This window comes from Bdellovibrio sp. HM001 (genome assembly GCF_055397275.1).
On record NZ_AP029174.1, the window covers coordinates 2,839,550 to 2,852,508 of the forward strand.

The window sequence follows — 12,959 nt, forward strand, 5'->3', positions numbered from 1 at the left end:
TCCAAGCGCCGGTAATTCGGACGAAGCTCTCCATGTTCAGTACGACAGCTTCGGCCGGTGAACAGGTTAAAGATGAGGCTTTGGGCTCAATGCTGACTCTGCAACCGATGGTTCTGTGGAACTTCCCTTCCATCAACTCTCGTATGGGAATCCATTATATTCTTGATTTCGCCAGCAACTACGGATTTACACCGATTTCAGGAATCGGTGTCACAGGTTATTACTATCTGAAGGGTCTTCCGGCATCGTATGAAAACACACCGGACGAGACCTTGATCCAGAAGTCCAAACCGGGCTTCTTCACGTTTGCCAGCTTTACTCCAGTGAACTTCAACCTGAATAAGAAAGAATCCACCCCCAATGCAGGAGATGGATTCTCGTTTAGTGCTTTATTGTATGAAATGAGTCTTGGTGTGGGTTACGAATACCCTATTCGCCCTAACGCTCTTATTGCCGTAGAGCTGGGCACCCGCGATGCCAGCTCCAGCAGTGGTGAAGAGAAGTTGAGCTATTCCGGATTCGGAATCGGAATCTCCTTCACCACTTCCTATTACTAGTTACTGCGCAGGAGGTGTGAGTTCTGACTCATACTTCTGAGCCTTGTTCTCAAGATCCTCGATTTTACGCTGCAACTTTTCTAACTGTTGTTCCTTACGACGCTGCTCCATCTGCTCTTTGTGGCGCTTCTGAGCTTCCTCGAACCGAACCTGGGCCAGCTTCATTTTCGCCTGCAGATCAGCTTCTTTCTTCTGGTGTTCGATTTCCTCTTTGGTCAGCTGTTTGGAGAACTGCTTTTGCTGCAGCTTGTACGCCGCTTCCGCATCATCCAACGTCACGGCCACCACCACACGGCGGTTCAGAGCTTTATTCGCCGGAAGAACCAGCCCCGCCTTGTCCTTTTCAGGCGCCAGCGGTTTGGAGGAACCATAACCGACCGCGGATAAAAGATCAGAATCCACACCACTTTCTTCAAAGTAACGAACCACGGAACCCGCCCGCAAAGACGACAGCTCCCAGTTGGACTTCACCAGTCCCGCGCTGCTCATGGAATCACCATCTGTATGACCTTCCACGGCAATCTTATTGATCCCTTCGATAGAGCGCAGAGCGCTGACCACTTTACGCAGATTAGGCTTGGCCGCCTCTTTCACTTCCACGGCACCAGAGTCAAAGAGCACTTCGCCGTCGAACTTCAAAAGCAAGGTGTTATCTCCATCGCGGATGATTTCGACACCGTTCATTTCGCCGGAGCCTTTAAGGATATTGACAATTTTTTGCTCGGCCATCAGAACGGCACTGACTTCCTTGATGTTACCACCAAAGTACTTTGCCACTTCCTTACGAACCAGATCAAACTTGGTATTGTCAAAACGGGTCATTGAATACATCAGAACGAAGAAACCAAACAACAGAGTCATCATGTCAGCATAACTGACAAGCCAGTTGGATTCGTCATGAGCCATTTCATGCTCATGCTCCTCCAGATGCACTCGGCTGCGCTGTTTGCGTTCACCCATATTAAGCCGCCTTCTTCACAGTACCCGCAGATCCCGCCGCATCATCGCTTCTTTGCGCTGGAGACAGGAAGGACTTCAAATATTCCTTGATGAACAATGGATGCTTCTTTTCGTGAACCAAAAGAATGCCCTCTTTAATGATTTCACGCAAAGTCACGTCCGCCTTGGAAACCGTCTGCAATTTTTCAGAAATCGGAATCAAAACCAGATTGGCCACAACCAGACCGTAGAAAGTCGCCACCAGGGCCGTTGCCATCGCAGGACCGATGCGATCCTGAGCTCCAGGCTCACCCAATGTTTGCAACAAAGAGATCATCCCCAGCGTCGCACCCAAAAGACCGAAGGCTGGTGGGAAGCGGGAGATCGTGTGCCATACTTTGATTTCCTCTTCATCGCGTTTTTTCTTACCACGTAAAGAGTTTGTCAGGACATCAGCCAATTCGTCATAGCTAAAACCATATTCCACCAGCAACTGCACACCGTCCTTAATGAATGGATGCGTGTCCGGCTTGATCATGGCCTGAACCGATTTTGGATCACGGCGGTAGGCTTCAGAGATATCGACAATGGTCGCAATCGTTCCCAGGTAGTCAACCCTTTCACGGCCCAACATTTTACGAGTGACGATTTTTAGCGCCGTCCACAAGCTTTTAAAGTTAAAGCTCATCAGCGCAACAGTCAGAGTTCCGCCAATGACTAGGACAATTCCGTGCACGTCTGCAAACACTTTCGGGTTCTTTGCCGCATCCAAGATGGAGAACGCTGCAATTCCCACTGCAGCCAAAATACCTAAAAGCCCCGCTAAGTTCATAGTTCCTCCGAAAAAAGGTAAATCCTTACCTTGCACCTTTCGGCGTATATTTCAGCCCCCCTAACTGTACCAAGGCTTAGATTTTGGCGTGTTCCGCAGTTAAGCCTAAATTACTTGTTCCGCAATTCTATATAATGAAATGGAACAGGGAGTGAAAATGACAAACCTTCTTATTGGGGTCTGCCTACTTATCTTTGCAGTCGAAGGAATTTTGATAGGGCTTGAATATTTTAAGATGCAAAAAAATACCAAGCTGCAATCTGCACTGGATAAGGCCAATCAAGAAAAGAATCTTCTGGGCGAACGTCTGGTTGCCACCCAAAAAGAACTGGCTGATGCCCGTAATGAGGTTCAGGGCATCTATGTCCTTTGGAACCGCGCCCTGGAATCAGAAAAGAACATTCGTCACGAACTGCATGTGGCAAAAACACAGCTGACTTACCTGGCCCAAAAAGTGGTGCGCGGAGAAAGCACCCCCGCCGCGAAAAAAGAAACTCCAAGCCAGCCCGCTTACTGGGAAGTGCCTGCCGCGCGCGAACCTGCCAGCCAATACGTTGAACGTCAAAGCTATCAGACCAACGTGGATTTCCTTTAGTTACAGAGGGCACTGAACGACAGAATAGTCGACAGTGTCTTTCTTATTCTGGATAAACAAGTGACGCCCCCCAGGAAGAACCGTCCACAATCCCCGATCCGTCACTGCACTGATTGCCGTTTCATCCTTCAGGACATACTTTTTGGCTTCTCCGGCCGGTGCTGCCACGGTCAACCCATATTCTTTCAACAGATTATAAGGGCGACGGCGTTCGGCGAACCATACTGCCTGCGGTTCTGATTCCCCAATCACACGATACTCTTCACGCGTTTCCAGAGGCTCACCGACAGAAACTGGTGTGGCCGCAGCCCCCTGCAAATAGCGAAGCGGATAGAAATCCCATTTTTCATCGCGCTCTAACCAAGAACTGGTTTTAAAACCTATCTGATCATAGGGAGCCAGCACAAAATCCGCAAAAGGATTGGTGGCGACACTCAAAGACATACGCTGAGATTCCAGGCTGAGTTTTTCAGAGGCCACCTTATAGACAGCAAAGTCATTGGTTTCTCCAGAGGAAAACGCCAGCATCCCCGGTATAATTCGCACACGCGCTTTGCTGTTGGAATAAGCCTGACCGCAAGCCAGAACACTGAGTGTATTTCCCGCCTCAACCCCCATCAACGTGTCTGGTGAGCGCGGGGCTTCACGAGGAATCACGTTCTGCCAGCTGCGGCTGTCGTAAAAACCCAATCGACCGGAAGGTTCCAAAGAAACAAAGGTCCGTTGGTTCAGACGAAGAAAGTGCACCTCTGCCGACCACTGATTGCCGCAGATACCCAGTTGATTCAACATCTCGACCCTTTCACTGTCAAAGCGAATGGGCAAGGTTCTTCCCGTCGAGGACCTAAGAAAAGCCATGTCCCCCGAGGAATTCACGATTTGATATTTTACTTCCTCAAACGCATACATCGCGTTGGCCGTGGTGGATTGTGGCTCTAAATGTGGTGCGAAATCCGACTTAAAAGTCAGCTTATTCAGAACCCAGGAGTCCCCTTTCGGGTTCAAGCTGACAGCGCGGTATTCTCCATCCGAAAATCTATCCAGCCCGACAACCATGGCTGTGTTTGCAAACTTCCCGGATTGGGTCGTCGTGCACAGCGGAAGATCCCCTCGGGATTTATGTTCCTCTAAAAAGATCACGGCAAGCAGTCCCACAGAAATCACAGCCGCCAGAATCAGAGGCACTTTGACGAAAAAGGGAATCGACCTGTTGCTTTTGCTATTCATTCTTTTTCACCTTGCTGCAATCCAGCTTCACCAGGCCGGAGTTCGAACCCATGATCACATCCTTAAAGACGCATTTCTCATCGACTCTGATTTCGTAAACACCCTTACCCAAGACAAATGGAACATTGGTCAGGTGATTTCCCAGCAGGGCAAAACGTCCATCATAGACATATATTCCACGCACTTTGGGATCTTCCACCACGACAGCCCCCGCCTCTTGAAGATCATAGGTGTACTCGCCGTTAGGCACAATCAGGTAATTTTCAATGGTCTTTTCGAAGAACGGGTCACGATACAGTCGCAAGGCCCACTTTCCGGTAGGTAGTGGCGTGCGGACATCGCTGGTGAATCTTTTAACCACCTTGCGGTTGATATCCAAAAGTTCGATCTTCATCAGCTTTTCAATAAAGTTTGCCTGAAAGAAGCCGCTGCCTTGGACTTTCAAAGTTACTTTCTTATCCGGTGGAATCACGAATTCGGCAAACTTATACTTGGGTTTGATATTTACAATTGCCAGATACTTCCCTGGAGGAACCTGAATTCCTGTTGAGGCGTGGAACTTTCTATAGATCTCGCCAGGTGAATCTGCACGGAACAAAAAGACAGTCGCATTGGGTTGTGGACTGCTGACGAAAAGGTTTTTCCCTGGATTGAGCTTCTTATCCAGATCCTGCAGAAGATCCTCGAGCTTTTCTTCGTCATCGGCCTGATTCATCTCGCCGATGCAGGCCAGCTTGTCCAAAACATCCGGCTGATTCTGCAACCCGAAAGCCACCACAAAGAACTTCAAATCCACATCTTTGCCGGCAAGCTCTGCCGCAATCTTACAAGGATCCTGACCACAAGTTTCCTCTCCGTCGGTGAACAGCACCACCCGTTTAGGTCCTTTATAGCCTTCCAGATCCTTGTAAGCGTCCTTCAAGGCCGCCCCAATCGGTGTCATGCCCACCGGCTCGAAACTTTTAACAATCCCCTCGATCGCACCCAGTTTCGACTGTCCCGGCTGGATAGCAATATAGTTATCTTTGCAGTCCTTTTTACGACGGGAACCGATCACGCGAAGCCCACTGTTGGTCTTTTCAGTCCACTGGGACATCAGATAGCGAGAAAGAAGCTTTTTTAGAACATAGATCTTGGTTTTCTTGGGACCCATCAACTGCCCCATGGAGCCGGAACTGTCGATGATGTATTCCACCAAAGGAATAGCTTCCACCGGAAGATTTTCTGCCGTCGCAATCCCCTCGGGACTGACCGGAACCTTCGCAGGGTCAAAGTCCATATTATCCAGAAGATCCGTCGCCTGCAGTTGGGTCATTCCCAACGGCACCGAAGGACTATCTTCAGCAGTCTGTGCAACGCCAAGGCCGGCCCAAAGAAGCAGGCCTGTGAATAAAATCTTTTTCATCGCGGTTTCAACATCTTTCCAACGAAATCTTCCATACGAAGGCCAATCATGATTTTAACGAAGTTCTGCGTTTCTTTGTAAGTGCCACCTTCGGGTATGGAATAGAATCCATCCGGGGAGTTCGTCGGTGCCCCCGAGAAGGCAACCTGGCTTTCGCTCATCCCCATACTGATATCGATCGAAAATCTTTTAAAGAAAGGCACAAACCCCAAATGCACCAACGTTGTTGCCCCCACCGCCAGCTCCATCGCTGAGCCCGTAGAACTTTCCCCGCGTGTCACACCCTCGTCTTTGGCCGAATACATAGGAAAATAAGTTAGGTCGAAATAAAGTCTGTTGAAGCTCCAGTCAAATGTACGATTCGACTTAAATCTATTGTCCCCGAACAAATAGTGCAGGTTTACCCCCAGGCCGGTCCCTGTCGCTGTGCTGCTCAGAACATATTCATCATCATTTTCAGTGGTAAATTTAGTCGATCGACTGACCAGCTTGAAGGTCGGACGCAACTCTTTCCAAATCGGCAGAAGACGGTAATGAATGGCCAGTGTGGTTTCCTGATACTTTGTGGGCTTTTCTTCACGATTGTAAGATCGCAAAGGCACCGAGCCACCCGAAGTTTGATATTCGATCCCAATTCGCCAGAGAAAATCGAAGTACCACATCAGATGGGTGTTCATGAAATCAAACTCAAAGATCTTGTACTGATTGGCCTGATTCGGAGAACCACTTTCAAACTTTCCTTTGTAAGGGCCAAAATCAAGCTGGGCATAACCGGGTTCATAGGAATCGGGTTCATCCGGAATCAGATCTCCCGGAGGTGGCACGGGAGGCTCTTCATATTTTTTTTCCTGCAAGCGAGCCAGACTGACCACCCTGTCACGGGCCTTGGGAAACTTCGTGATTGTTTTTGAATCTAAAAGAATCAGCAGCAAGCCGTTTTGAACATTTTCAACCGATCCGCGTGCGATGACCTCGATGTCATCCTGAACAATACGCGCGATCACCACCAGATCCCCCACGCGAATCAAAGGTGATTGTTTGACCATGACAACATCGTCGTTGACGCTGACAACAGGAACAGAGTTTCGACGGATGATATCCGTATTGATGATGCTGGCATAAGCCGCATTCAGGAATAAGAAAATACTCAGAAAAAAGAAGAAAGGCCTCACCCTTAAAGTCTATGAGGCCTGTCTGAAAGTTACAATTCCAAAGCTATCGAGCGCGGTAAATCCGGCCCTTGCTTCGACTGATCAGCAGGATCTGACCAGAGTCGAAACTGCCGATGCTGTCGATCGGATCCTGCACTGAATTCGTATAAACATGATAGCTATCCAGATCAATCGTGAAGACCTGATTGGCGTCTTTCATCGTACCAATGACCATTCGGTCCTCTGGACGAATCACCAGACGCTTCCCCTGCCCCGGAACATCAAATGGGGAACTGCTGATTTCATTGACTCCCACAAACTGAACGTCCGAAATTGTCGGCGTCTTCGCCGGGCCATCGGTCAGGACGGCCACTCCGCCTGTACCGGATAGCAACGCAATGACGCGATGATTGACGGTGTCGATAACCAGATCCGAAGGCTTACAGTCTTCATGTCCCACGACTCCATCCCACAAAGTAATCTGCGCGACAAGGGTTGCGGCCCCTCCCGAACGGATCGGAGCAACATTGAAGACCCAAAGTTTGTGTGAAACAGACGGACTGGTCTGCTGGGTTGTGACGTAAATTCGATTCAGGTTCTTGTTCAATGCCATTCCTGAAATCTTTGCTGAACCGAAATTATAGATCTGGATCGGCGACGCCGGACCCAAATAGTCGTACATCAGCTTGTCCTTGTTGTCAGAGGAATAGAAGACATAAGTCGAATCCATTGACTCCGTAAAACGAGCATCCGAATACATTGAGGTCAAGAACAGATCTTGGGGACAGTCACCGATACACTTGTTCCCCGAGCCCAAGGAAAGCCCCGTTAAATCACCTGCCGGGATACGCAGGGCTTCAGTGGTCAAACCGAAGGGACCCGCACGCCCTGACTGCGAAGTCAGGACAATATCAAAGCTGCCATTAGTTCTGACCAGCCCCAAACGTTTGGATTCTGTTCCGGACAACCAAGGAAGATCCTCATAGAAATTCCAAGGAGGATTAATCAATGTTCCATTGGGCTTCGTCACCACACCGTTGACCAAGCTAAAGTCCCACAAGAAATGCTTTTTAAACACCCCCATCATGTAGGTCCCTGCGAAGATCACATGGTCCACCATGGTTGCACCCAAGCTGACGGAAATATAACTTTCAAGATTCCAGTTCAGACTTAATGGCATCTGAGATGGCAGACTTTCTGGACGAGCCTTGGTCAGGTCAAACAATGACTCTCCAAGCAGATAGTTGTTACGAATCTTAACTTTCCATTCTTTGGCAGCAATGTAGTTACCGTCAGTCACTTCGGCCCTGACAACAAACTCCCCGGCCTTCAGCGGGCCAGAACCATCCGGATCCAGAGATCCATCAGTGTCTTTGGGTTTAAAGGAAAAACTGGCCCCCTCATCGCTAATCAACTCATCATTCACATACCAACGATAGAAAAGTGTGTCATTGGTGTTCGGATCCGAGGCCGTCACCGAGAAGGCCACCGGATTTTTCTCAGAGGCCAGAACATCAGTCCCTGCCGGCATAAAGCTGTCCAGGGTTGGAGAAACCTCAAACGGCGCCAGTGGATTTTGCACCTTCAGATAGAAGCCCACCACATCGGTTTCCTGTGTTTTTAAATCTTTGACCTTCACTCGCACCAGGTGCCCTGCCGCCCCTTCCGCAGTCACATCCCCCGGATAAGCAGGATTCCAGGAGATGATCCCTGTGGCAGCGTCAATACACATCCCGTTGGCTTCAGAGCAGGCTCTTGGCGATGTCACCAAAGAATACTCCAAGGGATTTCCTTGAGAATTGTTAACTATAACAGGGTACTTAAATGGCGCAGACGGCATACTTGCACTGGTGTGAGGCATGAAGTGAATAGGATCCCCTGCAAGATTCTGCCTTGGACTGACGAAGAATGCAGGCGCCACCACTTTAATTCTTAGCGGTGTCGCGCTCACTGTCCTGCCAGACATTGTGCCATCTCGATCCTGGTCCCCGTTATCGTTCACAAATAGCTCTGAAGAATAAACTCCAATGTGCGAACGCTGTGGACACCATTCCATTTTATAGCGCTGGCGATGAACTCCGTTAATAACCTCTGGAGAGCCAACCGGAGTCAGCTTCGGCACGGCCAAATCCGCATTCAAATTGGTGCCATCACCACAGTTCGTAACACTGACATTACGCTTGTAGGCCGCATCGTAAGTGGTCAGTTCTGTCGCCCATGTGGCCACCGTAGCATGACAAATAAATGGGTTTGCGGCGCCTGGATCCAGAGTGGGATGTTGCAATGCCACCCCATTCGAGTCACGACACAAGGTCAGCTGTGTCGTGAAGCTGCCGCCTTCCGGAGTGTAAGCATCCTTGTCATACAGATAGATATCTTTATAGAAATACGTGTCTGCAAAAATGGTAAACTCATTGCCCGCAGAAATTTCCGCGATGGATGGAATCTGGTTCTTGTTAATCAGACGCACTTTAAAGTATGCATCGATGGACTCGCGCACATCTGGCATCGTTTTGGCGTCATAAATCTTAACTTTGACGATCAATCCGTCTGTACCGCCAAATTTCTTTGCCTCTTCGTCGGTTGGATTCCACAACAATTTTGCTGTGGTCTTCGTACCTGGCCCCGGCGTCAAGGCCTCTCGCTTATCAACCTGCACAACCAGACCGCTCGGTGCTGGTCGCCAAACGCTGTTTTTAAGATCATAAACTTGAGTGTCCAGCTCAAAGTTCACTGTCTGCAGCTCAGCCCCTTTATTTCTATCTATCGCATAGATGTTATAGAAAGACTCTGTTCCCTCTGTATAGTCACCCAACACCTGAGGGTTCCCCAAGGCCGAACCCACTCCCCCTGCCAGAGGAGCGAAGTTGCTGTCGGTGAGAACCGGTTTTTTGTTAATCTCTTTTACATTCAAAGTAATCGTCTGAATGTTGCCAGTATTACCCCACGGAGCTCTTTCTGTAATCGTCACCTTGAAGTTGAACGTACCGGATAGATCATTGGCGTGAGGAACATAGCGCAAATAACATCTGTTAGATCTGAAGAAAGCCCGGTCCGCCACGACAGGGTCGACATCACAACGGCTGGCCGCACAACTTACTCCATTTGCGGTGGGATTGCCCGGCACCCGACAATAGTCCCACTGCCCCACAGGACCTGTGCCGATCTTCTCAACTTTAAAGTTGAAGAAATCAGGGGCATCCAACGGGTACCAGTACTCGTGATTTTTATAATAGGGAACAGGCAATTCCTGGGTGCTGTCAGCCATCTGGATCAGGCCGTCCTGCAAGGTCACGCCCTCATAGGCTGTAATTACGGATGGTCCTACCATGACTGACGGTATGTTCACATCACGGAACTGAATCGTGGCAAATCGATTGTTAACCCCGGCCGTCGTCGTCATCCCAATATTATTGATACGACGAACCCATGCTGAAACAGCAGTCACATTCACACCCATGGATACTGGGTCGATCAGCTCGTAGAGAGTTCTATTGGCTGTCTTTAAACGAGTCCCGGCCGGCAAAGTAATTGCCGCAGCAGCCCCCGCACCGGAAGGACGCGTGAAGTTCACTTTTCCTTCATGTTGAAAGATTGTCGCCGTATTCTTCACGGTGACGTTACTAGCCCCGGCGGGTGGAGCATCCAGGAACGTCAGAACCGCATTGCCTGGAAGACGATAGCCATCTATCACCCGCACACGGAAACGTCTTTGCAGCAAGACGTTGTTGGAAGTTCCCTGATGCACCAGATTTTCGTTCCAATCATACAGACCCGGCGGATTCGGCAGACTGCCCGCCGTCACAACACCCGAAACTGCGTGGATTTTAAAGGCTGGCGAACCCGGCAATGTGTTGGAAGGTGTCAGCTCGGTATTGTTCGCTATCATTTGGGGTACACGCCAAATCGGGACCTCCACGGTAGCGACCCCAACAGCCATTACAATATCATCCGCCGTTCGGGCCTGAATCAAGCGGCCTGAAGCCGTTTTGACAATCGTAAACTTGGGAATCGTAAGGGGCGTCGCAGTTGTCGCTCTGGTAAAACGAATCACCCCACGGTCGTAAAACGCAGAAGGATTTGTCGCCGTCACTCCGGCCACCGCAGGTGACATCACAGTCAGAGTATTGGCGGCGGCGGTCGCCGCTGTGACTTCGGTAAAGACCGGGAACCAGACTTCGAGGTCTCCCGGATTAATGGTAACAGTCACACGCGGTTTGAACACGATATTTGTCGCAGGATCGGTGAACGTATTTGCCGTCGAGAAAGTCCGAACTGCCGTATCGTCCGCTGCACGCACAAAACGCACATATCCCGCCACACCACCATTGACGTTTTCAGAAGTATGGTGAGCTCTTATACAGAAGCTGGAAGCATTCCGACGATAAGTCGGCTCCGTCATTCCCACTGAACGCCGCAAGATAAGAGGCTGATTAGTTCCACAATCCTGCAGATTACTTAAGGCATCCGCAGCCCCCTTCAAAAGAGGAGTTCCCGCCATAGAGAAATCGTAAGCCTCCAGCCACAGGGGATCGTTGTCTCGGTCACTCACAGAGAAGGTAGATTGATGCTGCAGCTTATTGGACTGTACCTGCAATGTCATATCCCCACCGCCCATACAAGGCTTGGTGTTTCGATCTGCCGCAGTCAGATTCAAAGTGATGGGCGGAGTAGTTCCATTGTGATTGTCCTTCAAAGTCACAATGAACGTTCCTTTTAACAATGAATGCAAAGGCTTCCATACAAAGGTGTATCGCACACGATCGGCCAGAACCTGAGCGCTGCCCAGCTGAGTGATATAGCTTTTTAAAGTCCCGGCCGTCGTCAATGTGATTTCGTCCAGAGGATTTGCCGGGATGGCCGCCACATTGTCAGGATCCTGGAAATCCAGATAGAATTGATAAGGCTCCACGCCGTCGGGATTTTCCGAGGCACAGTAGTCCCACTCAATGGGGTTGTCATAAACCGGATTCACCCCACCCAGCATCACAGGGGCCGAGTTGGTATCGATCACCTTGACCTGCAAATTTGCCAAAGTCAGGCCGCCCAAAGAGTCTACAAGTTGCAGAGCAATCGTATTAACACCCTTGCGTGCATCTTCGTTATTAGGCGTCCAACGCACTTCAACTTCGTTTGCGTTTGCAACTTCGGTCGGTGTAGCCTGTCCGTTTAAATAGACCGCTGTCGAGCCCTCAATTCCGTCACTGCTCACCTTGACGGGGTCACCGTCTTCGTCCTGAAAGCGAACCCGACACGTCCACTGCTGATTTTCATTCACCTGCATGGTACAGCTGTGACTAAAGGTCGGACGTCGATTGACGTTTTCAACCTGCACCGGCCAATCCACCCTGGCAATTTTGCCCCCGTCAGAAAGCAGCACACTCATGGTGTAGGGATCCGGACGTCCTTTATCATAATCAGGTTCATAGCGAACGACACCGTCTTCAGAAGTGACCAAAGAGCCTTCAAACATCCATGCGAAGAACACCTGATCACCATCAGGGTCCACCGCCACAGCGCGAATCTCCAGCTTTTTGCCTTCCTCCACACGCTGTGTACTGACCTTGGTTGTGGCTTTTAAGTCAAGAACAGGTGCCCGATTTAAAATGCCAAATGGATAGGGTTCCTGAGTGACATCACCGTCAGAGTTGAAGACAAATTCAACACCGTAGCCTTTTAGTAAAGATAAAAAGTCATAGCTGTTTGAAAGACCGTTACGAAGGAAGCGGTACAGGTGATCCGGATTGAAGTTCGGTGCGATACCAAACATCGCCAGTCTGTCCTCTTTAAAACGAATCACAGCATCGGTGATAGCTTTGATTTCTTGGGGAGTGTAGGTACTCAGGGCTCGTCCCGGATAGTTGGACAAAAGATTATACACCAACGTGGTTTCAAGACTTGGAGAAATGGTTTCTCCGGGATACACGAGCGCGAACCAAGGTGTGGTCCGATACTCCATGACAATCTTAAGAACCAAAGCCCCCGTGGGCGTCAACCCCTTAGGCATGATCGAACGGAGATAATCCGGCTTTGCTTCTGTCGTCATATCAAGAAGATTTTTGGTCTTTTTACTTTCCTGATCGAACTCCGTCAAATACATGGAGTACTTCTTGGTACTAACCACGTTGGCCTGAGCCAAGTCAAATTGCAATAGGCTGCCGGGAGGAATTACGATTTCACTCGAACTCCCCTGCTCCTCAAGACAGCCCGTCAACCAGACCGTCGCCAGAATTAGCACCAAAGCTTTCAGCAT

The 12,959-nt window shown here is 49.7% G+C and carries 8 protein-coding genes; 2 read left to right on the top strand and 6 right to left on the bottom strand.

What is annotated here, in order from left to right; translation table 11 throughout:
- Positions 1–32 precede the first annotated feature (32 nt).
- Positions 33–557 carry a hypothetical protein gene (locus tag ACZ5ZZ_RS13485; protein ID WP_464118201.1) on the top strand — a complete coding sequence of 175 codons (525 nt, stop codon included), beginning with the start codon at positions 33–35 and terminating at the stop codon, positions 555–557.
- On the opposite strand, the gene ACZ5ZZ_RS13490 is transcribed toward ACZ5ZZ_RS13485, so the two are convergent.
- Positions 558–1,517 carry an OmpA/MotB family protein gene (locus ACZ5ZZ_RS13490; protein ID WP_464118202.1) on the bottom strand — a complete coding sequence of 320 codons (960 nt, stop codon included), beginning with the start codon at positions 1,515–1,517 and terminating at the stop codon, positions 558–560. It abuts the gene before it with no gap.
- A 1-nt stretch (position 1,518) separates the two neighbouring features.
- On the bottom strand, positions 1,519–2,328 hold the full coding sequence (locus ACZ5ZZ_RS13495) for a motility protein A (protein ID WP_464118203.1): 810 nt from the start codon (positions 2,326–2,328) through the stop codon (positions 1,519–1,521).
- Between the two features lie 235 nt (positions 2,329–2,563).
- On the opposite strand from ACZ5ZZ_RS13495, the gene ACZ5ZZ_RS13500 reads away from it, so the two are divergent.
- On the top strand, positions 2,564–2,923 hold the full coding sequence (locus ACZ5ZZ_RS13500) for a hypothetical protein (protein ID WP_464139852.1): 360 nt from the start codon (positions 2,564–2,566) through the stop codon (positions 2,921–2,923).
- Here ACZ5ZZ_RS13500 and ACZ5ZZ_RS13505 read toward each other — a convergent pair whose 3' ends face one another.
- From ACZ5ZZ_RS13505 to ACZ5ZZ_RS13520, 4 genes are read right to left on the bottom strand one after another with little or no spacing between them, the layout of a single operon-like run.
- Positions 2,924–4,150 (bottom strand): hypothetical protein, encoded by a 1,227-nt coding sequence (locus ACZ5ZZ_RS13505; RefSeq protein WP_464131730.1) that lies wholly within the window; start codon positions 4,148–4,150, stop codon positions 2,924–2,926.
- Complete coding sequence (locus ACZ5ZZ_RS13510; protein ID WP_464139854.1) at positions 4,143–5,555, bottom strand: vWA domain-containing protein; 1,413 nt, start codon at positions 5,553–5,555, stop codon at positions 4,143–4,145. The genes ACZ5ZZ_RS13505 and ACZ5ZZ_RS13510 overlap by 8 nt, the downstream gene beginning before the upstream one ends.
- Positions 5,552–6,727: a hypothetical protein gene (locus ACZ5ZZ_RS13515; protein ID WP_374000549.1), complete on the bottom strand. Its 1,176-nt coding sequence runs from the start codon at positions 6,725–6,727 to the stop codon at positions 5,552–5,554. Before ACZ5ZZ_RS13515 ends, ACZ5ZZ_RS13510 begins: the two co-directional genes overlap by 4 nt.
- Before the next feature lie 43 nt (positions 6,728–6,770).
- Complete coding sequence (locus ACZ5ZZ_RS13520; RefSeq protein WP_464139856.1) at positions 6,771–12,959, bottom strand: hypothetical protein; 6,189 nt, start codon at positions 12,957–12,959, stop codon at positions 6,771–6,773.

What these genes read in the sequence shown, in the direction of transcription:
- ACZ5ZZ_RS13495 (WP_464118203.1), bottom strand. Translation starts at nt 2,328, where the DNA reads ATGAACTTAGCGGGGCTTTTAGGTATTTTGGCTGCAGTGGGAATTGCA.
- ACZ5ZZ_RS13490 (WP_464118202.1), bottom strand. Translation starts at nt 1,517, where the DNA reads ATGGGTGAACGCAAACAGCGCAGCCGAGTGCATCTGGAGGAGCATGAG.
- ACZ5ZZ_RS13485 (WP_464118201.1), top strand. Translation starts at nt 33, where the DNA reads ATGTTCAGTACGACAGCTTCGGCCGGTGAACAGGTTAAAGATGAGGCT.
- ACZ5ZZ_RS13520 (WP_464139856.1), bottom strand. Translation starts at nt 12,959, where the DNA reads ATGCTGAAAGCTTTGGTGCTAATTCTGGCGACGGTCTGGTTGACGGGC.
- ACZ5ZZ_RS13505 (WP_464131730.1), bottom strand. Translation starts at nt 4,150, where the DNA reads ATGAATAGCAAAAGCAACAGGTCGATTCCCTTTTTCGTCAAAGTGCCT.
- ACZ5ZZ_RS13500 (WP_464139852.1), top strand. Translation starts at nt 2,564, where the DNA reads ATGCAAAAAAATACCAAGCTGCAATCTGCACTGGATAAGGCCAATCAA.
- ACZ5ZZ_RS13510 (WP_464139854.1), bottom strand. Translation starts at nt 5,555, where the DNA reads ATGAAAAAGATTTTATTCACAGGCCTGCTTCTTTGGGCCGGCCTTGGC.